The 24,543-nt window shown below is 57.3% G+C and carries 22 protein-coding genes; 13 read left to right on the top strand and 9 right to left on the bottom strand.

Annotation, left to right across the window (positions count from 1 at the left end; all coding sequences use genetic code 11):
- Nucleotides 1–79: 79 nt before the first annotated feature.
- From PXT33_RS09300 to rpsF, 6 genes are all read right to left on the bottom strand, one after another.
- Nucleotides 80–1,420, bottom strand: coding sequence for an ABC transporter substrate-binding protein (locus PXT33_RS09300; protein ID WP_097775421.1), 1,341 nt, complete (start codon nucleotides 1,418–1,420; stop codon nucleotides 80–82).
- A gap of 210 nt (nucleotides 1,421–1,630) precedes the next feature.
- On the bottom strand, nucleotides 1,631–2,638 hold the full coding sequence (locus PXT33_RS09295) for a LacI family DNA-binding transcriptional regulator (RefSeq protein ID WP_154261037.1): 1,008 nt from the start codon (nucleotides 2,636–2,638) through the stop codon (nucleotides 1,631–1,633).
- 354 nt (nucleotides 2,639–2,992) lie between these two features.
- Nucleotides 2,993–3,709, bottom strand: a complete 717-nt coding sequence (locus PXT33_RS09290) for a hypothetical protein (RefSeq protein ID WP_145945650.1) — start codon at nucleotides 3,707–3,709, stop codon at nucleotides 2,993–2,995.
- A 154-nt stretch (nucleotides 3,710–3,863) separates the two neighbouring features.
- On the bottom strand, nucleotides 3,864–4,121 hold the full coding sequence (gene rpsR / locus PXT33_RS09285) for a 30S ribosomal protein S18 (RefSeq protein WP_015538096.1): 258 nt from the start codon (nucleotides 4,119–4,121) through the stop codon (nucleotides 3,864–3,866).
- Between the two features lie 46 nt (nucleotides 4,122–4,167).
- The gene (locus PXT33_RS09280; protein ID WP_120081442.1) at nucleotides 4,168–4,650 is read right to left on the bottom strand and encodes a single-stranded DNA-binding protein; all 483 of its coding nucleotides are present in this window, start codon (nucleotides 4,648–4,650) and stop codon (nucleotides 4,168–4,170) included.
- A 30-nt stretch (nucleotides 4,651–4,680) separates the two neighbouring features.
- On the bottom strand, nucleotides 4,681–4,965 hold the full coding sequence (gene rpsF, locus PXT33_RS09275; RefSeq protein ID WP_005938979.1) for a 30S ribosomal protein S6: 285 nt from the start codon (nucleotides 4,963–4,965) through the stop codon (nucleotides 4,681–4,683).
- A 329-nt stretch (nucleotides 4,966–5,294) separates the two neighbouring features.
- Between rpsF and PXT33_RS09270 the strand changes: the two genes are divergently transcribed.
- On the top strand, nucleotides 5,295–6,491 hold the full coding sequence (locus PXT33_RS09270; RefSeq protein ID WP_291016428.1) for a cation:proton antiporter: 1,197 nt from the start codon (nucleotides 5,295–5,297) through the stop codon (nucleotides 6,489–6,491).
- 57 nt (nucleotides 6,492–6,548) lie between these two features.
- Here the strand turns inward: PXT33_RS09270 and PXT33_RS09265 are convergent, their stop codons facing one another.
- Nucleotides 6,549–7,424, bottom strand: a complete 876-nt coding sequence (locus PXT33_RS09265; protein ID WP_044953362.1) for a UTP--glucose-1-phosphate uridylyltransferase — start codon at nucleotides 7,422–7,424, stop codon at nucleotides 6,549–6,551.
- 68 nt (nucleotides 7,425–7,492) lie between these two features.
- Nucleotides 7,493–8,467, bottom strand: coding sequence for an RING finger protein (locus PXT33_RS09260; RefSeq protein ID WP_082210830.1), 975 nt, complete (start codon nucleotides 8,465–8,467; stop codon nucleotides 7,493–7,495).
- A 216-nt stretch (nucleotides 8,468–8,683) separates the two neighbouring features.
- On the opposite strand from PXT33_RS09260, the gene prfB reads away from it, so the two are divergent.
- Nucleotides 8,684–9,805 carry a peptide chain release factor 2 gene (prfB, locus tag PXT33_RS09255; protein WP_097775423.1) on the top strand — a complete coding sequence of 374 codons (1,122 nt, stop codon included), beginning with the start codon at nucleotides 8,684–8,686 and terminating at the stop codon, nucleotides 9,803–9,805.
- A gap of 64 nt (nucleotides 9,806–9,869) precedes the next feature.
- On the opposite strand, the gene PXT33_RS09250 is transcribed toward prfB, so the two are convergent.
- On the bottom strand, nucleotides 9,870–10,418 hold the full coding sequence (locus tag PXT33_RS09250) for a DUF1836 domain-containing protein (protein ID WP_005938962.1): 549 nt from the start codon (nucleotides 10,416–10,418) through the stop codon (nucleotides 9,870–9,872).
- Between the two features lie 267 nt (nucleotides 10,419–10,685).
- Between PXT33_RS09250 and PXT33_RS09245 the strand changes: the two genes are divergently transcribed.
- The 11 genes from PXT33_RS09245 to PXT33_RS09195 all read left to right on the top strand — a co-directional run bounded on the left by PXT33_RS09245 (nucleotide 10,686) and on the right by PXT33_RS09195 (nucleotide 24,467).
- The gene (locus tag PXT33_RS09245) at nucleotides 10,686–11,528 is read left to right on the top strand and encodes a DegV family protein (RefSeq protein ID WP_294648565.1); all 843 of its coding nucleotides are present in this window, start codon (nucleotides 10,686–10,688) and stop codon (nucleotides 11,526–11,528) included.
- Nucleotides 11,529–11,662: 134 nt separating this feature from the next.
- Nucleotides 11,663–13,204: a cardiolipin synthase gene (gene cls / locus PXT33_RS09240; RefSeq protein WP_332376402.1), complete on the top strand. Its 1,542-nt coding sequence runs from the start codon at nucleotides 11,663–11,665 to the stop codon at nucleotides 13,202–13,204.
- Nucleotides 13,205–13,280: 76 nt separating this feature from the next.
- Nucleotides 13,281–14,315, top strand: a complete 1,035-nt coding sequence (locus PXT33_RS09235; protein WP_332376401.1) for a hypothetical protein — start codon at nucleotides 13,281–13,283, stop codon at nucleotides 14,313–14,315.
- A 230-nt stretch (nucleotides 14,316–14,545) separates the two neighbouring features.
- Nucleotides 14,546–15,385, top strand: a complete 840-nt coding sequence (locus tag PXT33_RS09230) for a transporter substrate-binding domain-containing protein (RefSeq protein ID WP_332376400.1) — start codon at nucleotides 14,546–14,548, stop codon at nucleotides 15,383–15,385.
- Nucleotides 15,386–15,555: 170 nt separating this feature from the next.
- The gene (locus PXT33_RS09225; protein WP_005938622.1) at nucleotides 15,556–16,200 is read left to right on the top strand and encodes an amino acid ABC transporter permease; all 645 of its coding nucleotides are present in this window, start codon (nucleotides 15,556–15,558) and stop codon (nucleotides 16,198–16,200) included.
- Nucleotides 16,201–16,221: 21 nt separating this feature from the next.
- Nucleotides 16,222–17,004, top strand: a complete 783-nt coding sequence (locus PXT33_RS09220) for an amino acid ABC transporter ATP-binding protein (RefSeq protein ID WP_005938624.1) — start codon at nucleotides 16,222–16,224, stop codon at nucleotides 17,002–17,004.
- A 192-nt stretch (nucleotides 17,005–17,196) separates the two neighbouring features.
- The gene (locus PXT33_RS09215) at nucleotides 17,197–18,570 is read left to right on the top strand and encodes an MATE family efflux transporter (RefSeq protein WP_097775428.1); all 1,374 of its coding nucleotides are present in this window, start codon (nucleotides 17,197–17,199) and stop codon (nucleotides 18,568–18,570) included.
- Between the two features lie 499 nt (nucleotides 18,571–19,069).
- Nucleotides 19,070–21,292, top strand: a complete 2,223-nt coding sequence (locus tag PXT33_RS09210; protein WP_332376398.1) for an ATP-dependent RecD-like DNA helicase — start codon at nucleotides 19,070–19,072, stop codon at nucleotides 21,290–21,292.
- A gap of 402 nt (nucleotides 21,293–21,694) precedes the next feature.
- Complete coding sequence (locus tag PXT33_RS09205; RefSeq protein WP_005941460.1) at nucleotides 21,695–22,720, top strand: rod shape-determining protein; 1,026 nt, start codon at nucleotides 21,695–21,697, stop codon at nucleotides 22,718–22,720.
- A gap of 163 nt (nucleotides 22,721–22,883) precedes the next feature.
- Complete coding sequence (locus PXT33_RS09200; RefSeq protein ID WP_332376395.1) at nucleotides 22,884–23,243, top strand: OadG family transporter subunit; 360 nt, start codon at nucleotides 22,884–22,886, stop codon at nucleotides 23,241–23,243.
- Nucleotides 23,244–23,258: 15 nt separating this feature from the next.
- Complete coding sequence (locus tag PXT33_RS09195; RefSeq protein ID WP_154256136.1) at nucleotides 23,259–24,467, top strand: sodium ion-translocating decarboxylase subunit beta; 1,209 nt, start codon at nucleotides 23,259–23,261, stop codon at nucleotides 24,465–24,467.
- Nucleotides 24,468–24,543 lie beyond the last annotated feature (76 nt).

Here is a 24,543-nt window from a genome sequence, read left to right as displayed (position 1 = left end):
GTTAACAAAAAAGGGGAGGCGGGGCGAACTTCTTCGCCCGCCTCCCTGTTCAGTTCTTTTTTATAGACCGATCAGGAGCTTAGCCGTTTGCCAGCTTGTATTCCTTAGCCCAGCCATCAACGAAGGCGGTCACAACGCCGTCCCAGTCGCCGGTGCCTGCTGCGTAAGCGGTCAGAGCGCTGCCCACGCCGTTCTTCCACTCCTCGGAAGGCATGGTGGAGAAGCACCAGTCCACACTGGTCTTGCCGTCGGCCACATACTGGTTTGCAATGGTGATCAGGGGGTTGGTGGAGTCCTTAGCCTTCTTGAAGGGGATGACGAAGCCCATCTTGTCAGCCATCGCGCTGGTGCCGGCCTCAGAGGTGACGCACCAGTACAGGAAGTCCAGAGTAGCCTGAATATCGGCATCAGAAGAGTTGTTGTTCACGCACCAGAAGTTCTCGGAACCGGTGCACAGGCCCTGATTCTCCTCGCCATCCACGCCGATGTAGATGGGCAGCATACCCAGGTTGTCGTCGCCCAGATCCTTCACGTCATTGTAAGCCCAAGTGCCGTTCTGGTAGAACACAGCCTTCTTGCCCACAAACTCAGCCACAGCGTCGTTGCCGGTCTTGGAAGCCAGCAGGGTGGGGTCACAGGTGGAATCGGTGATGTACAGATCCCAGATCTGCTTGTAGTTGTCCAGATAGGTGCCCTTGATGGCGTCGGTAGAGCTGATGCCGTCTGCCTTGTACTCGTAGTAGATGGGCAGGTTTGCCAGATGGGTCTTGAAGCGCCAGTCAGAAGAACTGTCCATGCCGGCAGAAGTGAAAGCACCGTCCACGCCCAGCTCAGCCTTGCGTGCCTGAATATCGTCAGCGACCTTCTTCAGATCGGCAAAGCCCTTGATGTCGTCCTGGGTATAGCCAGCGGCGGTCAGCAGTTCCTTGTTGTAGATGATGCCGTAGGTCTCGAGGACGTAGGCGATGGCAGCCACAGCGTCGCCATCCTTCAGTGCGAAAGAGTCGCTGGTCAGCTCACCGTACAGCTGGCTGCCGGACAGATCGTAGCAGTAATCCTTCCAGTTTGCCAGACCAACAGGGCCGTTCACCTGGAACAGGGTGGGAGCCTCGCTCTTCTCCATCTCGCTCATCAGGGTGGTCTCGTACTGGCCAGAAGCGGCGGTGACAACGGTCACAGGCACGCCGGTCTCCTTGGTGTACTCAGCGGCCAGATCCTGCCAATCCTGATCCTGCTCGGGCTTGAAGTTCAGGTAGTAGACCTTGCCGTCTGCCTTTGCAGCGGTGCTGGAAGCAGCGGTAGAGCTGGCAGCAGAGGAAGCGGTGCTGCTGGAGGAGCCGCCGCAGGCAGCCAGACCCAGAGCAGCGGCGGAAACGCCAGCGGCCTTCAGGAAGTTACGACGAGTAATCATTTTCTTCATAATAAGTTCTCCTTCTTATTAAAAATAAACTATTTCAAAATCTCCGTCCCCTGACGGAGGGAAAACAAATTAGGAAACTCCTTCAGTCACGACTTGCGTCGTGCCAGCTCCCTCAAAGAGGGAGCCTCTGGCGAAGAGGTGAAACCTACCGTACTGCCAAAGCCTCCCTCCGTGAGGGAGGGGGACCGCGTCAGCGGTGGAAGGAGTTTTTCAGATGGCTCTTACGCTTTCGCCCTGCTGCAACTCCGGCTGCAAGGTGATGGTCTGGGCCGGGGCACCGTGCTCGATCTGCCGCACCAGCAACTCAATGCTCTGCAGCGAGATCTGTTCACTGGGCTGCACAACGGTAGTCAGAACAGGCACACAGTAACGGGACATCGTGATGCCGTCAAAGCCGATCACCGAAACATCCTCCGGCACCCGCAGCCCGGCGCTCGCCAGCGCGCGGATGGCACCTAAGGCAATCACATCGCTCATGGCGAACAGGGCGGTGAAGTCGGCCCGGCGGGCCAGCAGGCTGTTCACGGCGTGATAGGCAGACTCAAAATCGTAGTTGGACAGGCCGTACAGCTTGTCGCTGAACAGGATGCCCGCGTCCTGCATCGCCTGCTGTGCACCCTCGCGGCGCATCACGCTGGGATAACTGGTGACCGGACCACCCAGCACTGCGATCTTACGATGCCCTTGCTGGATGAGGTAGTCCACAGCAGTGTAGGCTGCAGCGCGGTCATCCACGCCCACCATGGAAAGATTGGGAAAGTCCAGCTCGTCGGAGACCAGTGTGGTCAGCACCGAGGGGACTGTGATGTTGGCAAAGCCTTTTTTGAAGTTGGCTACGCTGCCGCCTAGAAAGATCATACCTTTGGGCTTGATCTCCCGCAGGATCTTTTCGGCGGCATCGACCTCGTTGGCGTTTTCATCCAAATAGGAAACGATGCCATTGTAGCCATACAGGGTGGCGGCCCGCTGCAGCTGGACTAAGAAGTCCGAGAAGAAGAGATTGCGGGTGCCTTTGACCACGAACACCAGACTGCGGGACTGCTGGATCTTCAGCTGTCGTGCATTGGTGTTGGGCACGAACCCGGCCTCCCGCATTACCTTGAGTACATGCTCCTTGGTCTCGGGCCGGACATCGGGCCGGTCGTTGATGACACGAGAAATGGTGCTTACCGAGCAGCCGCTGATCCGGGCAATGTCCTTAATGGTCAGATTCGGCATTTTGTCGGAGTACCTCACTTTCGGTAATAGATTCGGGAACGTTGTCGGGAACGTTTTCAGTGACTATAGTATGGCATAATTTGTATAAAAAATCAATAACCCAAAAGTGTTTTCGTGAAAATTGCATAGCATTCTGAGCTGCTTTTGTGCAGATTGAATTGCGTGCGAATCAAAATGTGCCGACAGTTCCGCAAATTCCCGGTACAAATCAGAAACAACCGGTAAAACCGTACCAATTTGTAACTTTTCAACATAGAGCAGTGGTTTTATAAAAGGAGAAAGAAAAAAGCAATGCCCGGCAGATAACACAGCCTGCCGGACATTGCATGGTTTTGAAATGGTTTATCCGCTTTTTCAAAAATACGGGTGCTGATAGGGTTCGGGTTCCGGGCCGCAGTACAGGCCAAACGCATCGCAGATCCAGTAGCTGCCGTCCTCCATGGGCACGCGGCACCACTGGTGGCTGTACTGGTTCTCGTTCACATGCTCATATGGGATGCCCAGAATGTCCAGACACAGAGCGGTGGCCCGGGCACACCCGGCACAGGATGCTGTGCGCAGTACAAAATAACCGTAGGGGTCGTTGTAATGGTTGGCTTCCATAGAGTAAGCCATGGAGCCATCATCCACCACCGCACGCAGGGCAGAGGCAATGCCGTAAAGCTGGTCTTCCCGGCTCATGAGCGCCAGCGGTGTGACCACTTTCAGCGCTTCCTGATATGCCTGCGCAAACTCCTCATCGGTGCATTTGCGCTTGAGAGACTTGTAGTGGGCCAGCTTGTTGATGGCCACCGGCGACCAGACGGAAGAAAACTGCGCTTCGGTCAAAGAAAGCTCGTCATCACCGGCAATGCCGTCCGCAGAAGGCTTGCGGCCTTCGTCAATGCCGTGATCCAGATAATGACGCAGCAGTGCACCCTCGTCATTGCCGCATACGGCCGCAACATCCGGATACTGTGCAGCGTAGTATGCGGCATCAAAGGTAGAAAGCGCAGCAGCGGAAAGACCGGTCTGTGCGGCCAGTAGCACACCGGCCGTCAGCGCCGCAAGTCTAAGATACCGTTTTTTCATGACAAAAACCTCCTCAAAAAAGAATAAAACGCCTCCTGAGGTCAGTATAGCACATCCGGGCCGGAGGAAAAGACAAAAAAGCGCTCCCACCTTGTCATCGGTGAGAGCGCTTTGCTGATTGCTGATTATTTTGATTGAGTTGATTCTTTAAAGATTAGTCACTGACGTAGGGCATCAGAGCAACGTGACGAGCACGCTTGATGGCGATGGTCAGTGCGCGCTGATGATAAGCGCAGGTGCCGGTCACACGGCGGGGAATGATCTTTGCACGCTCAGAGACGTACTTACGCAGACGGGGCACGTCCTTGTAATCGATGGTGTCGATACGATCGACACAGAAGCTGCAAACCTTCTTGCGGCCGCGACGCATGGGGCGTGCGGGGCGAGAGCCTTCGGTTCTTTCAAAAGCCATTGCTTATTACCTCCTATTGGATTTTTAACGGATTGACCGTTTCGTGTCAGAACGGCAGGTCGTCGCTGTCGTCGATGACGGCGAAGTCGTCTGCATTGCCGGCAGAGTAGCTGGGAGCTGCCTCCACAGCGGCCGGGCGGGCAGGCGCTGCGTTCTGGTAGGCGGGAGCAGAATGATTCTGATAATTTGCTCCGCCGCCTGCATTGCTGTTTTTGGAGCCTGCAAAGTTGATATTGTTGGCTACCACTTCCACAGCGGTGCGGTTGTTGCCGTTCTTATCCTGATACTGGCGGGTCTGAAGACTGCCTTCAATGGCAATCAGACTGCCCTTCTGGAAATACTTGCTAACAAACTCGGCCTGCTGACGCCATGCAACGATATCGATGAAATCGGCCTGACGCTGCTCGCCCTGACGCGCAAAATTGCGGTCACAGGCAATGCGGAAGCTGCACACATTGGTACCCTGCGGGGTGGTGCGCAGTTCGGGATCCGCCACAAGACGGCCCATGATGGCAACAACATTCAACATTTTACGGTCTCCCTTTCTGTCACAGAAGAATTACTCCTCGTGAGCAATGATCAGGCTGCGCATAACACCTTCAGTGATCTTGTACACACGGTCCAGCTCAGCAGGGAAGCTGGGCTCGCTGGTGAAGTCGATCACGGTGTAAACGCCTTCCTCCTCGTCGTTGATGGGGTAGGCCAGACGGCGCTTGCCCCACTCGTCGATGGAATCGATCGTACCGTTAGCCTCGATCAGGGACTTGAACTTACCAACCAGAGCGGCGGTAGCCTCCTCGTCGAGAGCGGCGCTGGTAATCAGCATGGTTTCGTACTTTGCCATTTTGTAGCACCTCCTTTTGGACTTAAGGGTCCTGCAATCACAGGACCAAGGGTACACACAAAACGCGGCATCGCGCCTTGTGTGCGGCGTGTCTGTTCAGACAGCAATTTATTATAGCAAGCTGTGTGGATTCTGTCAAGCTTTTTCCGAAAAAAGATATAATAAAAAATATTTTGATTTTTTTGTGAAAGAGGAATATAATATAGTGGCTTTCAGAGGATGAACGGCAGGGCAGCCGGGAAACGGCCGTCTCTCTGCTCTCTGTTATCCATCTTCGGAAGGAATGTATATATGGTTCTGGGAATTTTATAGTAAAGGAAGGATTCTTTGTGTATTCGGTTTTCCGTAACCTGGCAATCATCATCCTCAGCGCAAAGTTCTTTGGCCTGGTGGCCCGCAAGTGCAAGGCCCCGCAGGTGGTGGGTGAGATCCTTGCCGGTTTGATCATCGGCCCCTGTGTGCTGAATCTGGTGCAGACCAGTGATGCCATCTCCACCTTTGCAGAGATCGGCGTGGTGATGCTGATGTTCACCACGGGCCTTGGCACCAATCTGAAGGAACTTATCAAGGCCGGCCCCATCGCCACCCTGGTCGCCTGCGTGGGCGTAGCCGTTCCGCTGGTGGGCGGCACCCTGCTGTACAGTGCGTTCTACGGCTTCTCTGCCGTGGGCAGCCCTGAGTTCTATCGTGCCCTGTTCATCGGCACGATCATGACCGCCACCAGCGTGTCCATTACGGTGGCGACCCTGCAGGAGCTGGGCCACCTGAAGAGCTTTCTCGGCACTACCATCGTCAGTGCCGCCGTCATTGATGATGTCATCGGCATCGTAGTCCTCACCTGCGTGCTGGGTGCCAGCTCCGGCACCGGCACGGGTCTGGGCAAGGTGCTCATCAATACGGTGCTGTTCTTTGCCACTGCCGTGGGCGTGGGCGTTGTGGCTCACTTTGCTATGACATGGCTGGACAAGCGCAATCCCCACACCCAGCGCATCACCATCGTGAGCATGGCGTTCTGCTTTGCCATGGCCTACATCGCCGAGGAATACTTCGGCATTGCAGATATCACCGGTGCCTATATCGCCGGTATCGTTCTGTGCACCATGGACGATGCCTCCTACGTGGAGCGCCGCGTGGATATCAGCAATTATATCATTTTTGCGCCCATCTTCTTTGCATCCATCGGCTTGAAGACCGACATCAGCGGCCTGACGCCGGAAATTTTCCTGTTCTGTGTCTGCTTCGTCATTGTGGCCCTCATTACCAAGATCATCGGCTGCGGCCTTGCGGCCAAGATCTGCCGCTTTAACTGGGGCGACTCCCTCAAGATCGGCGTTGGCATGATGACCCGCGGCGAGGTGGCACTGATCGTGGCCCAGAAGGGCCTGGATGTCGGCGTGGTGGACTCGGTCTACTTTACCGCTGTGATCCTGCTGATCGTGGTGTCCAGTGTGGCAACGCCGCTGGTGCTGAAGGCGCTCTTTACCAAGATGCCGCCGCAGAAGCACCCCAGTCAGGTAAATGGGTAAACAATAAAAAAGATCCTCCGACAGGTCTGCCGGAGGATCTTTTATTTTCAGGATAAGTTACAGTGTCTTGCAGAACTCCTTCAGGTAAGCGCGGAATTCTTCGCCGATCTCCGGATGCTGCAGGGCCAGCTCCACCTGAGCTTCCACCACCTTGAGCTTGTTGCCCATGTCGTAGTGCTTGCCGGTGAACTCTACGGCCGTCATGCCGCCGCGGGTGCGGGCATACTCGGCCATGGCATCGGTCAGCTGGATCTCGCCGCCTGCGCCGGGCTTGGTGTGGGCAAGGATCTCGTAGATCTCCGGGGTCAGCAGTACGCGTCCCAGAATGGAGTAGTTGCTGAACTCCTGTCCCTTCTTGGGCTTCTCGATCATGTCGTCCACAAAGAAATAGTTGTCGTGGATGGGGGTGGTCTTCAGGCTGCAGTACCGGCTCACATCTTCCCATGGCACTGCGGAAACGCCTGCCACCGGGCGGCCGAACTCCTCGTAGGCGCGGATCAGCTGAGCGCAGACCGGGTCCTCGCCCCAGATCACGTCATCGCCGTAGATGACAACGAAGGGATCGTCGCCGGTGAAAGCCTTGGCAGTATTTACGGCATGGCCCAGACCCAGCGTTTGCTTCTGGCGCACAAAGAGGATGTTTGCCATGTTGGCGATGCCAAGGCACTCTTCCAGCGCCTTTTCCTTGCCGGGCTTTGCCAGCTTTTCTTCCAGCTCAGGGCTGCGGTCAAAGTGGTCCTCAATGATGCTCTGGTTGCGGCCCAGAATGATGAGGATATCGGTGATGCCGGAACGCACAGCTTCTTCCACCAGATACTGGATGGCGGGCTTGTCCACGATGGGCAGCATGCCCTTGGGCATGGCTTTGGTGGCGGGCAGCACGCGGGTGCCAAGACCGGCGGCAGGGATGACGGCTTTGGTGACTTTCTTCATCATGATCCATATTCTCCTATTACTATTTTGAAATCCGCAATGCCAGCCTTTGCAGGCGGCATTGCAGATCAGAGCATCCCGGCCAAAGCGTCCAGATTCGGACCCATCAGCACGGTAGCGCAGGCACCCAGCACCATCAGCAGTACAAAGGCACCGATCACACCGGCGATGCTCACGCCGCCCTGCGCAGACAGGACCGCACGGCGCTGGGCAGCGTCCGGGAACTCAGCACGGATGCGGCGGATGCGCTCGGCTGCGCTTTTGCGGTACAGCCACTTGGCGTACAGGGTGCGCAGCATCACCAGTGCAAAGCTGAACACTGTCATAATGCGGGAAAGCACGACGATGGCAGTGCTGCTGATGCCCGCAGTGAGCGGACTGCCGGTGGCCTGCATCATGCTCAGCAGGGTGGGCAGGGCCACCACCAGCTCTGCGGCCAGAAAACCAAAGGCCGGCTTCCACGCTTTGCGGTAGAAGAAATAGAACGGGCCGAACACCAGCGCCGAGAAGCACATGGAAATTTTGGTGTGCTGAAGCTGCATCCGGCTGTAATCGTTCAGGTAGACGGGCGCGGCCTTGCCAATATAATCGTTCCAGTCGCTGTAGGGGATGCCGTCAATCAGCTCTTCTTTGCCAAAGGCCGCCTGCACGTTGCGGCGGGTGGGCTCCTCCACCGTCTGCTGATACTGGCGGTAAAGGTCGTTGTAATCAAAGCGTCCGTCTGCGTCGGTGCCGGGCTGGCTCTGGGTGGGCGGCTCCGGGCACTGGCTCTCCGGCGGAAGAACGGCACCGCAGCAGCGGCAGCGCTCTTCGGTGCGCAGGGTGCGCTCACCGCAGCTGGGGCAGGTGCGCAGAGCATCGTCTTTGTACGGGAACGTCCATTCATAGCCCGCGCCATGGGCGGGGGTGTGGATGCAGCGGCCAAGCTTTTCGTAGCACTCGCGGTGATAGGGTGCGCCGCAGTCCGGGCAGACCACGATATCATCGGTCAGCGCCAGCGGTCTGCCGCAGCCTTCACAGGGACAGCCATAATATTTCGGCATGATTTCCTCCTGTTGTATGGTTCATACTGGTATTATACTCCCCTGAAAGAGAAAAGAAAAGGTGAAAATCTTCAAAATTCCAGCAGGATAATCCATTTACCCCTTTACTTTAGCATAGATTCTCGGTATACTAATGAAGTATCTGTGTATAAACTGTATCTTTTGGCAAGTACAAAGGACTTTATCTTATTTATCATTTCGAGAGGGATTTAGAGAATGATCACGATTGACGAACTGAAGGTGCAGCTTGCCGATTACGGCAAGGCGGTCAAGGACTTGGAAGAAGCCCTTGCCATTGATGCCTCCCGCAAGCGCGTGCAGGAGCTGGAGCACACCATGAGCCGCCCCGGCTTTTATGATGATGCAGACCTGAGCAAGAAGGTCTTTGACGAAGTGGGCGACCTGAAGGGCAAGCTGAGCCGTTTTGAAAAGCTGCAGGGCCTGTACGATGATGCCGAGACCATGCTGGAAATGCTGGATGAAGAATACGACCCCGCCATGATCCCCGAAGCAGAGGAGTCTGTGAACGCTGTGGGCAAGGCAGTGGATGAGCTGCAGCTGATGACCATGCTGAACGGTGAGTACGACCACAGCAACGCCATCCTGACCTTCCATGCCGGTACCGGCGGCACCGAGGCACAGGACTGGGCCGAAATGCTGTACCGCATGTACAACAAGTGGGCTTCCAACCACGGCATGACCGTGGAGGTTCTGGATTATCAGGACGGTGATGAAGCCGGCATGAAGAGCGCCTCCATGATGGTGAAGGGTGCCAACGCCTACGGCCTGCTCAAGAGTGAGAACGGTGTGCACCGTCTGGTGCGCGTGTCGCCCTTTGACGCCAACGCCCGCCGTCAGACCAGCTTTGCTTCGCTGGAAGTGATGCCCGAGCTGGATAACACCATTCAGGTGGATATCCGCCCCGAGGACATTGAGATGCAGGTGTACCGTTCCTCCGGTGCCGGCGGCCAGCACATCAACAAGACTTCTTCCGCTGTGCGTCTGATCCACAAGCCCACCGGCGTCGTGGTCAGCTGCCAGACCCAGCGCAGCCAGTTCCAGAACCGTGACTACGCCATGGAAATGCTGAAGGCAAAGCTGTATCAGATCGCAAAGCAGCAGCACATGGATAAGATCGACGACATCAAGGGCGTGCAGAACGAGATCGCATGGGGTCACCAGATCCGCAGCTATGTGTTCATGCCCTACACCATGGTCAAGGATCATCGCACCAACTACGAGACCGGCAATGTGGATGCCGTGATGGACGGCGATCTGGACGGTTTCATCTTCGCATACCTCAAGGCTGCAAGCCGCGGGGAACTGCAGGATACCTGATCTTGAACGTATAAAATGCAAAGGCCGTGCTTCCTTTTATGGAGGCACGGCCTTTTTTGTGTTCTTACGCCAGATCGGGCAGAATGGTATCCCAGAGATTTTCCTCCTGCCGCAGGGCGTTGAAGCAGCAGTCCAAGTACATTTTGTTTGCCGCTGCAAGGATCGTGCTGCGCAGAAGCAGCTTTTCATCTGCGGCATCCACGGCAAGGTCGCGGATTTCCCTGGTGCAGCCGAATACAAACGGCAGGCAGTTTTCCATCTCGTCGCAGAAGTAGTCGTAAGCTGCCCCGGCGGAACAGTGCGCCCGCTGCATTTTAAACAGGGCATCGATGTTTTCCATTGAGAGCACCGTTTTGGAGACTGCAATGTACATCAGGGATGCGATCTGATCGCGGGCGTACTTCTTGCGCACCGGGTGGGACAAAATGCCCTTTTTAACGTAGTTGCTGACCATGGAAGAGGTGAGCTCCACGCCGCAGAAGGTGCGAAAATAGCTGTTGACGTACTGCACGGTCTGGTCAAGATAAAGCCCCATCTGCGGGAGATCGGCGTACCGGGGCAGGGCAAACCCGGCGGCGCAGGCCGCAACGCGGCATTTGGTTTCAGTTTTCATATCGTAAGCAGTTTTCTAAGGTTGGCGCAGCTGGGCTGCGCGGGATACAGAAAATGGTTTTATGGCGGTATTATAGCGCAAATCTGTTCTCTGGTCAACGGATTTTTAAAACTTTTAAAAGAAATTATAAAATCCCTTGACAGGTTTTTGAAAAACTGTTATGATGTCTGCAGTGAACCGAAAAACCATGCAGGCGGAAGTGCGTGTAAGGCACGGAAAATAAAAAAATGACCTGCTATCACAAAATAGATTTGGAGCGTGCATTTTATGAAAACCAAGATCGTTGTGGATTCTTCGTCCAGCCTGTATGCCCTGCCGGGCGTGGATTTTGCCTGTGTGCCGTTGAAGATCATCACGGATGAACAGGAATATCTGGATGACGGTACTCTGGATGCTGTGGGCATGGCCCGGTCTCTGCGTACTTACAAGGGCAAGACCAGCACCTCCTGCCCCAATGTGGCAGACTGGTTGGCTGCTTATGAGGGTGCGGAGCAGATCTTTGTTGCCACCATCACGGGCACACTGTCCGGCAGCTACAATGCTGCACTGCTGGCAGCGGAAGAATACAAGGAAACGCACCCGGAGGCCCGTGTTTTTGTTCTGGACAGTCTGTCCGCCGGGCCGGAGCTGCGTCTGCTGGCAGAGCGTCTGCGGGATCTCGTCCGGATCGGGATGGAGTTTGACGAGATCTGCGAGGCAATCCTGGCTTACCACAAGCACACACATCTGCTGTTTTCGTTGGAATCGCTGGCCAATCTGGCCCGCAATGGCCGTGTGAAGCCTGCTGTTGCCGCTGTGGCACGGATGCTGGGCATCCGGGTCATTGGTCAGGCCAGTGAGAGCGGCGAGCTGGAGGTGCTGTGCAAGACCCGCGGCGAGCACGGTGCACTGGAGCGCATCGTGCTGGAATTGAAGGATCACGGCTTTACCGATGGCAAAGTGCACATTGCCCACTGTGATAACCCGGAAGCGGCCAAGCGCCTGAAGCTGATGATCCACGCGGTGTTTGCAGGGGCGCAGGTGGATGTGGCCGAGTGCGGCGGCCTGTGCAGCTACTACGCTGAACAGGGCGGCCTGATGGTGGGCTATGAGGACGGAAAAACAGAGTAAAAGAGTTTTTGATATTGCAAGCAAGCCGGGCCTGCGGGTCTGGCTTGCTTTTTTTGAACAGCGCAAAACTTGAAAAAGTTGTAAAACCGCGCTATACTTACACATAATTATAAATGGGAAAGGAGGGCAGGCCCATGCTTTTTCGTTCACCGATCGTGCGCTTTTTCAGCCGCATTCTGAACCGCATCACCATCACGGTGGTGTTGGTGGCATTGCAGCTGCTGTGGCTGTGCTGGGTGGCGTTTGCCATCACCACCGGCACGGGCCGCGTGTGGGTGAACGGCCTGCTCAACGCACTGAGCCTGCTCATCGTCCTGTACCTTGTGCGCAAGGATGAGAACAGCGCCTACAAGGTGGGCTGGATCGCGCTGATCGGCATTCTGCCGCTGCTGGGCGGTGCGCTGTATCTGGCCTTTGGCAACAAACGCCCGGCCAAGCGTCTGCGCCTGAAAATGCAGGCGGTGGAGGATGCCCACAAAAAAGACCTTGTACAGGAGCCGGGTGTGCTGGAAGGTCTGGATGCCCGCGAGCAGGGGCAGAGCCGATATGTGGCAAAGTACGGCCCCTATCCGGCGTGGCAGAACACTCGCACGCAGTATTTTGCCTGCGGCGAAGCCATGTATCCGCAGCTGCTGGCCGATCTGGAAAAGGCTGAAAAGAGCATCTTTCTGGAATTTTTCATCGTGAGCCACGGCTGCATGTGGAACGGCATTGAAAAGATCCTGCGCCGCAAGGCTGCGCAGGGCGTGGATGTGCGCCTGATCTACGATGATTTTGGCAGTCTGCTGGGTCTGCCCGCCGATTTCATCGTGCGCATGGAGCGGGCGCACATCCGCTGCATCCCGTTCAACCCGGTGGTGCCGCTGCTCTCGCTGGTGATGAACCACCGCGACCACCGCAAGATCGTAGTCATTGACGGTACGGTGGCCTACACCGGCGGCGTGAATCTGGCAGATGAGTATATCAATGCGGAGCAGCGCTTTGGCTACTGGAAGGATGCAGCCCTGCGTGTGGAAGGCGATGCCGCGTGGAACTTTACGGTGATGTTCCTCAACTTCTGGAACGCCTTCCGCCCCAGCGAGACGGATTATGATGCATTTCGTCCCATGCCGCTGGTGTCGCCGGTATCGGACGGCATCGTGCAGCCCTACGCGGACAGCCCGCTGGACGAGGAACCGATGGCCGAGACGGTGTACCTGAACATTCTTGCGCAGGCACAGCGGTATGTTTATATCTACACGCCCTACCTTGCCGTGGGCGAGGAAATGCTGGACGCACTGAAAAACGCGGCCAAGCGCGGGGTGGACATCCGGCTGGTGCTGCCGGGCATCCCGGACAAAAAGCTGGTGTTCCGGCTGAGCCGGTCGTACTATCTGCCGCTTTTGAGGGCAGGTGTACGCATTTACGAATATACGCCCGGCTTTCTGCATGCCAAGTGCTGGGTAAGCGACGATGTAACTGCCGTAGTGGGCAGCATCAACATGGACTACCGCAGCCTGTTCCTACACTTTGAGTGCGGTGTACTGCTGCAAAAGAACAGTCAGGTGGCAGTTCTGCGGGACGATGTACGGGCCACGCTGCCGCAGTGCCGCGAGATACAGGTGACGGAATGCCGCACCAGCCTGCCCGGCACGGTGCTGGACAGTGTGCTGCGGCTGCTGAGCCCCTTGATGTGATAAAAACTCCCTTTCCGGGTAAACTAGCCCAAAAGCCCCTTTACGATGGGGGCAGGAAAGGGAGCGTTTTATTATAATGAAAAAGATACCTCGCATGATCCTGGGCTGCACGCTGGCGGCAGCTCTGGCCCTGACCGCCTGCAGCCGAAGCGATTCCGGTCCCTCCGGCAGCATGAGCACGAACATGGGCGGCAGTTCATCGCAGACGGGGCAGGCGGGCCAGAACGCTGCATACCGCACCGGCCTTGGCATCCTGACCGAAGCGTCTGATCAGGAACGCGCGGGCAAGATCGATACCATCGCAGCTGCCGTTCTGCTGGATGCCGAGGGCAGGGTGGCAGATGTGATGCTGGACGAGGTGGAGATCTCGGTCACGGGGGACAGCACCGGCAAGGTGACGATGCCCACCGACAATCGCACCAAGCGCCAGAAGGGCGACGATTACCCGCTGGCGGCGGTGTCCTCGCTGAAAAAGGGCTGGGCAGAGCAGGCGGATGCCTTTGGCAATTATCTTACCGGCAAAACCCCGGATGAGGTGAAGAAGCTTGCCACCGACGATGACGGCAAGCCGAAGGATGCTGACCTGCTCTCCACCTGCACCATTGCGGTGGACGGCTATCGGGATGCTGTGGTGCGCGCCTGCGAGAATGCAAAGGCAGTCGGCTCGGCCCGCGGCGACCGCGCTGTGCTGGGCGTGTCAGTGCGCAATGACACCAAGGAACTGACCGCCGACGATGACCACGATGTGACCGCGCAGGTGGACATCACAGTGGCAGCCCTGACGCTGGATGCTGACGGCCGTGTGACCGGTGCAGTGGCGGATGTGGCAGAGCCTGCCCTTACCGTGGGCGCGGATGGTACGGTGTCGGCACCGGAAATGGTCAAAACCAAGGTGGAACTGGGCGACAGCTACGGGATGCGCGGGGCATCCAGTCTGGACAAGGAATGGTACGAGCACAGCGAGGGCTGGTGCGATTACCTGAAGGGCAAGACCCGTACTGAGATCGCAGGCATCCCGGACGATGGTTCGGATGCCGACCTTGCGGCACTGTGCACCATCTCGGTGACGGAGCTGCAGAAGGCTGCGCTGGCGGCGTTTGCGGAAGAGTAAAGCGGAGAAAAGAGGAAAGGCGCAAAGCTTTTCCTCTTTTCTTTGTGCAACCAGACCAAAGAATTGGCGCAGAAAAGCCTTGAAAAAGACGAACTGCACTAACTTTTGCATTTCCTCTTGCCAAATGGCTGCAAACGCGCTATTCTATAGTCACAGTTTAACACTTTAGCATGATAAAATACTAAACCGAGAGGGAACACATTGGGGAAACAAAAAGGGAGGAACCTTTTATGAAACGTCTTGTCTCTGCTTTTCTGGCTGGTGCCATGGCACTGAGCCTTGCCGCCTGCGGCGGTGCCGCATCCACTTCCACCGTGGCATCTTCTGCCTCTGCATCCGGGAGCGCAGCCGCCTCCGAGACCGCAGCCAGCGATCTGGACTACATCAAGGAAAAGGGCAAGATGGTCATTGGCTACACCGTCTATGAGCCGATGAACTACACCGATGCCGACGGCAACTTTACCGGTTTTGATACCGAGCTGGCAACTGCCGTGTGCGAAAAGCTGGGGGTCGAGCCGGAGTTCGTGGAGATCAACTGGGATACCAAGGTGGTGGAGCTGGATGCCAAGAGCATCGACTGCATCTGGAACGGTATGACCCTGACCGATGACATCATGGCCAACGCCGCAACCACCAAGGCCTACGCCAAGAACGCACAGGTCGTGGTCGTGAAGGACGGCACCGACTACAGCTCCACTGCGGATCTGGCGGGCAAGACCGTGGTTGCCGAGGCTGGTTCTGCCGGTGAAGCCGCCATTGAGGGCGACGAGAACCTTGCACAGGCCGATTACGTCTCCAAGAGCGTGCAGACCGACTGCCTGATGGAAGTTGCCGCAGGCACTGCTGATGCCGCTGTGCTGGATCTGACTCTGGCCAACGCCATGATCGGTGAGGGCACCGACTATGCAAGCCTGAAGATCGTGGACGAGCTGAACGCTGAAGAGTACGGCGTGGCCTTCCGCAAGGGCAGCGATGCCGCCGCAGCTGTGGATGCCGCCTTTGACGAGCTGAAGGCTGACGGCACCATGCAGGCTCTGGCCGACAAGTACGATCTGGCTCTGGCCGACTGAGTTCTATAAGAATGTAATTACTCCTTCCGGCATCGCTGCGCGATGCCACCTCCCTCGGTGAGGGAGGCTTTTTGTTGCCGATATGCGTGAGGCTCCCTCATTGAGGGAGCTGTCACCGAAGGTGACGGGAGGAGTTCAAAAAACGGATTGATGGGTGTGTTCTTGTGTCTGTGATTCTGAGTCGCCTTTCCGGCGCGTTTCTGCTCAACTGTGAGCTGTTCGCTCTGACCCTGCTGTTTGCGCTGCCGCTGGGTCTGGTGGTGGCTTTCGGCTCCATGAGCCGGTGCAAGCCGCTTTCCGGCGCGGTAAAGACCTTTGTATGGGTCATCCGCGGCACGCCGCTGATGCTGCAGATCATCGTGATCTACCTTGGCCCCGGCCTGCTGGGCATGAATAACCCGTGGCCCTCCGGCTCCGGCGGACGCATGGTGGCGGCGGTGGTGGCTTTTGCCATCAATTACGCCTGCTACTTCTCCGAGATCTACCGCGGCGGCATCGAAGCCGTTCCCAAGGGCCAGACCGAGGCCGGTCAGGTGCTGGGCATGACCAAGACCCAGATCTTCTTCAAGGTGACGCTGCTGCAGGTGGTCAAGCGCATTCTGGCCCCCATGGGCAATGAGGTGATCACCCTCGTCAAGGATACCTCGCTGGCAAACACCATTGCCAACAAGGAAATCATCATGATGGCCAAGGAGTACAGTGCAAAGGGCTTGATCTGGCCGCTGTTCTCCACTGCCATCTTCTTCCTGGTGTTCGTGGGCGCACTCACCCTGCTGTTTGGCTGGGCCGAAAAGAAACTGGATTATTTCCGCTGATGAAAGGGAGGAAATTGGATCATGGCACTGCTTGAAGCCTCCGGCATTGGCAAAAACTTTGGCGATACCAAAGTACTCAAGGATATCTCACTCACGCTGGAACAGGGCGAAGCGCTGGCGATCATCGGCTCGTCCGGCTCCGGTAAGACCACCCTGCTGCGCTGCCTGAACTTTCTGGAACGGCCGGACACCGGCATCATCAAGGTGAACGGCGAGACCATGTGGGACGCTGCCGACCCCGCCACCCAGCGCGAGAGCGAGATCCGCAAAAAGCGGCTTCACTTTGGTCTGGTATTCCAGAACTTCAACCTCTTCCCGCAGTACACCGCCCTGCAGAACGTAATGCTGGCGGGTGAACTGCTGGCGAAGGAGCGCCCGGACTACAAGGCCAACAAAAAGGCCATCCATGCCGAGCTGGAACAGCAGGCACAGGAACTTCTGGCCCAGATGGGCCTTTCTGCCCGGGCAGGCCACTACCCGCACCAGCTTTCCGGCGGTCAGCAGCAGCGCGTGGCCATTGCCCGCGCACTGGCTCTGCACCCGGACATTCTCTGCTTCGACGAGCCGACCTCGGCCCTCGACCCGGAGCTGACCGGCGAGGTGCTGCGCGTCCTGCGCGACCTTGCCGACCGCAAGACCACCATGATCATCGTCACCCACGAGATGCACTTTGCCCGTGACGTGGCCGACCGCATCATGTTCATGGATGGCGGCGTGGTGGTGGAGGAAGGCCCTGCCAAGCAGCTCATTGAGCACCCACAGGAGGAGCGCACCAAACAGTTCCTTGCGCATTACTCGGAATAAGCAAAATCACCAATTCTTGCGGCAAAAATTCGTAAATGTTGATGCAATGCAAATCTTGTAAATCCTGCGTCACTCCACTATAATATCATTCATGAATGTACACGACGTCCTGCCCCTTTCCGGCAGGGCGTTTTTCACGGCAAAAATCACGACATCAAGCCGGTTCCCAGTGTGGCAGGAGGATTTTATACTATGACAAAGGATATGACCCAAGGCAGTCCGCTCAAGCTGATCCTTGCGTTTGCGGTGCCGCTGATGCTGGGCAGCCTGTTCCAGCAGTTCTACAATCTGGCCGATACCATCATCGTGGGCCGCTTTGTGGGCGTGGAAGCGCTGGCCGCTGTGGGCAGCGTGGGCGGTTTGAACTATCTGGTGCTGGGCTTTGTGAACGGCATCGCCTGCGGCTTTTCCATCCCCATCTCGTGGACTTTCGGCGCAAAGGACTACAAGGAGATGCGCCGCTACACCGCCAATACCGTGTGGCTGTCCATCTTCTTTGCGGTGGTGCTGACCATTGTCACTGTGGCGCTGACCCGCTCGGTGCTGGTGTGGACGAACACCCCGGAAAACATCATCGACCTTGCGGATATCTACATCCGCACCATTTTTGCAGGCATCCCCTTCACTCTGCTTTATAATGTGACCAGCGCCCTGATGCGTGCACTGGGCGACAGCAAGCGCCCGCTGTATTTCCTGCTGGTGGCAAGCTTTTTGAACATCGGGCTGGATCTGGTGTGCATCATCGTGTTCCAGATGGGGGCATTCGGTGCGGCATTTGCCACTGTGGTCAGTCAGGCTGTGGCGGGTCTGGGCAGTCTTTTGTACATCCTGCGCCACTACCCGGAGCTGCGCTGGAGCAGGGAAGAGGGCTGTTTCAGCCTGACCCACTGCGCAAAGCTGTGCAGCATGGGCATTCCCATGGGCCTGCAGTGCAGCATTACGGCCATTGGCAGCGTGGTGCTGCAGGGTGCGGTGAACGGTCTGGGCAGCGACATCGTGGCCGCGCAGACCGCCGGCGGCAAGGCTGCGCAGTTCCTCTGCGTGCCGCTGGAGAGTATCGGCACAGCGATGACCACCTATGCCAGCCAGAATATGGGCGCAAAGGACCTGGACCGTGTGGACCGGGGTGTGTACACCGCCCTCGGCATCGGCTGCGTATACAGCATTGCGTCCTTCCTCATCCTGCGCGTGACGGATAAGCTGCTCATCGGCCTGTTCCTGGATGCCAGCGAGACCGCCATCATGGCCAATGCCCAGAGCTTTATCTTCTGGAACAGCGTATTCTACATCCCGCTGGCGGTGCTCATTATCTACCGCTACACCATTCAGGGTCTGGGCTTCTCCGGCCTTGCCATGTTTGCCGGTGTGGCCGAGATGATCGCCCGCGCCATGGTGGGCTTCTGGTTCGTGCCGCTGTGGGGCTACTTTGCGGCCTGCATCGCAAGCCCGGTGGCATGGTTCTTTGCCTGCTTCTTCCTCATTCCGGCCTACTTTGTGGTGCGCAAACGCCTGCAGAAGGAAAAGGACGTCGAGAAGGAACACGATGCCCGCACCGCAAACGCTTAAAGAATGTTCGCAAGCTCTCCTGCAAAGGGGAGCTTTTTTGCTGTTCGGGCTGTAGAGTAGGCCGCGTGCTGGGAGCTTTCTCCGCGAACAGCCCGGAACCCACGGTTCCGCCCCTGTGCTTACGCACGGGGCCCCACTTCCCGGACATTCGCTGGAGAAACTCCCAGCCCACAGCCCTTGGTTTCAGGGAACTTTATCAGGTGCTACTGTAGGAGCGTTATCTGAGCAAGTTTAAACTTTTAAACGAACCATCGATTGAAAACGAACTTTATCAAGCTGCGTAAGTTCCAAAGGCTGCATAAGTTTGAACTTGCGCACGAAGAGGAACTTGCGCAACCTGATAAACAATCAAAATAGAACGTATGTATGCTTATAATTTTAAACTTGCGCACATATTTCTCCACGGTAGGGCTGCACTGCAGTCTGCCCGGATGATTTACAAATCCCGCCAAAAGCGTTATACTACTTATGATTGTGTAATTTGGCAGGAGGTGAGCGCATGGCAGAGCAGCAGCTGGAACAGATCGAGGGCACCGTGGAGGACATCATCTACGAGAACACCGACAACGGCTATATGGTGTTCGAGGTGTCCGGCGGCGGTGTGGTCACAGTGGTGTGCGGCATTGTGGGTGAACTGCACGCGGGCGAAAGCGTGGTCTGCCGCGGCCGCTACGAGAACCACGCCACCTATGGCCGCCAGTTCCACGCACAGGAGTGCGAGACCGACATGCCCAAGGATCTGGAAGCGGTGTACGCCTTCCTTGCCAGCCGGTCACTGCCGTACATCGGGGCCAAGACGGCGGATAAGATCATCGACCTGTTCGGTGCCCAGGCGCTTGAGGTGATCGCCAACGACCCGGCCCGGCTCACGCAGGTGCCCGGCATCTCGGCGGACAAGGCCGACCGCATCCAGCAGGAGTTCAAGCGGATGTTTGGGATGCGGGAGCTGATCGCCTATCTGGCGCAGTTCGAGATCAGCCCGCGCCGCGCGATGGAGGTGTTCCGCACCTTCGGCCCAGGGGCCATGCAGGCCATTGCGGCAAATCCCTATCTGCTCTGCGGCGAACCGCTGCAGCTGGATTTCCGCCACGCGGACAGCATTGCCCAGTATTACCACATGGAAGGCGACTGCGCCCAGCGGCTGGAAGCGGCCCTGCTGCGCACCCTGCGCCACAACGCGGGCAACGGCCACACCTGCCTGCCGCGCACCCAGCTGCTGGAAACGGCATCCAATTTTATCCATCAGCCGCCGGAAAAGCTGGCTGCTGCGCTGGACGAGTGCATCCGCACCGAAGAACTGCGGGTGAAGCTGTTTGACGGCACACCGTATATTTATCTGCCCGACCTGCTGGAAGCCGAGGAGGACATTGCTGCCCGGCTTGCCATGCTGACAAAACGGGGCAAGAATACCGCCCACGGGCTGGATAAAAACATTCAAATTCTGGAACTGACGCAGGGCTTTGCCTATGCGCCCCTGCAGAAGGAAGCCATCCGCAAAGCCATGACCGAGAACTGCCTTGTGCTCACCGGCGGCCCCGGCACCGGCAAGACCACCACCGTCAACGCCATTCTGCAGCTGCTGGAAGATCAGGCGGAACGGGTGGCCCTGTGTGCGCCCACCGGCCGCGCGGCTAAACGGCTGAGTGAGCTGACCGGCCGCAAGGCCAGCACCATCCACCGTCTTTTGGAGGTGGACTACACCGGCGGCGTGGTCAGCTTTATCCACAACGACAAGAACCTGCTCAAGTGCGATGTGGTCATTCTGGACGAAATGAGCATGGTGGATGTGAAGCTGTTTCAGGCCCTGATCGCAGCGCTGCGCTACAGCTGCCGCATTATCATGGTAGGTGATGCCGACCAGCTGCCCAGCGTCGGCCCCGGCAATATTCTGGGCGAGATCATCCGCTCCGGGCTGGTGCCCACCGTGTGCCTGAACGAGATCTTCCGGCAGGCAAAGCGCAGCCTGATCGTGGAGAACGCCCACCACATCATCTCAGGTGAACCGCTGCAGAAGGGCGGTAAGACCGACGACTTCTTCTTTTTGGAATCGGACGGCGATGCGGCCCAGCGGTTGGTGTGTGATCTGGTCACCACCCGCCTGCCGCGCAGCTACGGCTTCGATCCGATCCGGGACATTCAGGTGCTGTGCCCCACCAAGCTTGGCCCTACCGGCACACAGGCACTGAATGTGGAACTGCAGAACCTGCTGAATCCGGAACAGACGGGCAAGCCCCAGCTGCAAAGCGCCGCCCGGGTGTTCCGCGTGGGCGATAAGGTGATGCAGGTGCGCAATAATTACGAGATCATCTGGAACCGCATTGGCGGGGAGCAGGGCGTGGGTGCCTACAATGGCGACATCGGCATTGTGGAGAGCATCAACACGCGGGATCGCTCCATGGTGGTGCGCATGGATGACAAGCGGCTGGTCTACCCGGCAGAGAACCTGGGCGAGCTGGAGATCGCCTATGCCATCACGGTACACAAAAGTCAGGGCAGCGAGTTCCCGGCGGTGATCCTGCCGGTGGCGCAGGTGCCGCCGCGGCTGTGCTACCGCAACCTGTTCTACACCGGCGTTACCCGTGCACGGAAGCTGTGCATCGTGGCGGGCCGCAGGGACGTTGTGAACCGCATGATGGGCAACATCCGCCAGAACCTGCGCTACAGCGGCCTTGCCTATCTTTTGCAGGCAGAGCTGCCGCCGGAACAGACGGAAGCAGAATAGGGCAGGCCAGCAGATAGCTTTCTCCGCGAACAGCCCGGAACCCACGGTTCCGCCCCAATACTTCGTATCGGGGCCCCACTTCCCGGTCATTCGCTGGAGAAACTATCTGCCGTCCTGATGGCATCGGCACCGTTCGCTCCGGCAAGATGCGCGAAGCCATGTCTAAAGTGTAGGCTGCGACTAAAATCGACAGAAAAGCCCGACGGGAAGTGCGAGGACTTCTCACGCTGGTGGTCTGGCGAGCGCAGGCGGGACGGAGTGAACGGTGCCAATGCTGCATTGCGTCAAAACCGGTATACTTTTTACGGCAACTATGCTATACTGTAGACTGGTATGATTTCCGGCCTGCATCAACAGGCCGTTGTTTCGATAGAGGAACCAAAGAAAGGAAAAAGAGAACTTATGGCACAGAACGATATCGGTATCGATCTTGGTACCACTACCATTATCATTGCGCAGGAGGGCAAGGGCGTTGTGCTCAACCAGCCCAGCGTTGTGGCAATGGATACCCGCAAGAAGACCGTGCTGGAAGCAGGCGATAAGGCCCTTGCTATGGTGGGCCGCACCCCGAACTATATTTCTGCCATCTTCCCGCTGAAGGACGGTGTGATCAGTGACCATACCATGACCCGTGAGCTGATCTGCCGTTTTGTCAAGCAGGTGTACAGCTCCCACATGGTCAAGCCCCGTGTGGCCGTCTGTGTGCCCGCCGCCATTACCGGCATTGAAAGCGATGCCGTGGTGGAGGCTGTGGTGGCCGCCGGTGCCCGTCAGGTGTACCTGATCGACGAACCCATTGCCGCTGCCCTTGGCTCCGGCATCGACATCACCCAGCCGGAGGGCCGCATGATCATTGATATCGGCGGCGGCACCACCGATATTGCAGTGCTTTCTCTGGGCGGCAAGGTCAAGGCCACCAGCGTGCGCGTGGCCGGCAACCACTACGACGAAGAGATCCTCAAGTTCGTGCGCAACAAGTACAGCGTTGCCATTGGCCAGCGCACCGCCGAAGAGCTGAAAAAGAACGTGGCCTGCTGCCCCCAGAAGACTGATTTCCACGAGACCATGGAGATCAAGGGCCGCAGCCTGCTCACCGGCCTGCCGGTGCGTGTGAATGTTTCCACTGACGACCTGTACGACCCGGTCATGATGCTCAGCGAGCAGATCGGCACCGCAGCCCATCAGGTGCTGGAAAAGACCCCTCCGGAACTGGCAGGCGATATCTTCCGCAATGGTGTCATGCTGACCGGCGGCGGTGCACAGCTGCACGGCCTTACCGAATACCTGAGCGAAGAGCTGAAGGTGGAGGTGACGGTTTCGCCCGATCCCGTCAACTGTGTGGCACTGGGCACTGCCATGAGCCTTGGCCTGAACGACAAGCTGGAAACCGGCTTTTTGGATGCAACGCCCCGCATTGGCCGCAGATGACCAAAGCTGCACCATTTATCCATGAATCTGAACAAAAGCGCCAAAAAGAAAAAATATCTATTTTTGTTGAAATAAATTGGAAAATAAGGTATAATGTACCCAAATTGATTTTCTGCTGACGATCTTGTATCGGACGCAGTATACAAGAAACAGGAGGAAAACCATGGATTTAGGTTTTGACGTGGTCGTTACCATTACCGGCATCGTACTGGTGTTCTTGATCCTTATCCTGCTGATGGCGATTATCACGCTGGAAGGCAAGATCTTCGATTCGATGAACGCAAAGAAGAAGGCTGCCAAGGAAGCCGCCAAGGCTCCCGCTGTACAGCCCGCTGCACCCGTGCAGCAGGCCGCAGCTGCTCCCGCTCCTCAGGTGGAAGAGGGCATTCGCGGTGATGTGATCGCCGCCATTATGGCAGCAATCCATGCAATGGGCAACGGCAAGTACACCCTCAAGGCTGTGCGCCGCAGCAAGAACGGCTGGGGCAATGCGGGTGTAAACGACACCACCGCACCGTTTTAACAGAGGAGGAAGAGCATGACACAGTTTATTGATACTCTGGTCGGTATTTTCCAAAGCTCCGGCTTTGCGAAGTTTGGCGAGCCGGGCGGCTACCTGTACGCAGTTATGATCTGCGTGGGCTGCTTTTTGCTGTACCTGGCCATCGTCAAAGAGTTTGAGCCGCTGATCCTGCTGCCCATGGCATTCGGCATGATCCTGGCAAACCTGCCCGGCAGCGGCGTTATCCACATGCAATATTTCGTCGGTGACGGTCTGGAACACCCCATGTGGGTGGAGATCCTGAACAACGGTGGTCTGGCCGATATGCTCTACATGGGCGTTAAGCTGGGCATCTACCCGCCGCTGATCTTCCTGGGCATCGGCACCATGACCGACTTCGCACCCCTGATCTCCAACCCCAAGAGCCTGCTGCTGGGCGCTGCCGCTCAGTTCGGCATCTTCGGTACTTACATGGGCGCTCGTCTGCTGACCGCTACCGGTCTGGTGGACTTCACCCAGAAGCAGTCCGCTGCTATCGCCATCATCGGCGGTGCAGACGGTCCTACCGCTATCTTCGTTACCTCCCGTCTGGCACCTGAGCTGCTGGGCTCCATCGCTGTGGCGGCCTACAGTTACATGGCGCTGGTGCCCGTGATCCAGCCGCCCATCATGAAGGCACTGACCACCAAGAAGGAACGTACCGTCGTGATGAAGCAGCTGCGCACCGTCTCCAAGACCGAGAGGGTCATCTTCCCCATCATGGTCACCATCATCGTTTCCCTGATCGTTCCGGATGCCGCCGTTCTGGTGGGTATGCTGATGCTGGGCAACCTGATGAAGGAGTGCGGCGTGGTGGATCGCATCCAGAAGACTGCCGGCAATGAGCTGATGAACATCATCACCATCTTCCTGGCACTGTCCGTTGGCTGCACCACCTCTGCAAACACCTTCCTGAACACCCGCACCCTGTTCATCATCGTGCTGGGCCTGATCGCATTCTCCTTCGGCACTGCCGCAGGTGTGCTGTTCGGCAAGCTGATGTATGTGCTGACCGGCGGTCAGGTGAACCCGCTGATCGGTTCCGCAGGCGTTTCCGCTGTGCCTATGGCCGCTCGCGTTTCCCAGAAGGTTGGCCAGAGCGAGAATCCCTCCAACTTCCTGCTGATGCACGCAATGGGCCCCAACGTGGCCGGTGTTATCGGCTCTGCCGTTGCTGCTGGTATCCTGATCAACATTTTCAGCTAAGCGCTTTCTGAAAAGCATTTTTTCCGCCCGTCGGTTCGCAAGAGCTGCCGGGCGGTTTTTGTTTTACGATTTGAAA

This window comes from Faecalibacterium taiwanense (genome assembly GCF_036632915.2).
Lineage (GTDB): Bacteria > Bacillota > Clostridia > Oscillospirales > Ruminococcaceae > Faecalibacterium > Faecalibacterium taiwanense.
The sequence above is the reverse complement of the archived record's forward strand: the minus strand, read 5'-3'. Positions and strand labels throughout refer to the sequence as shown.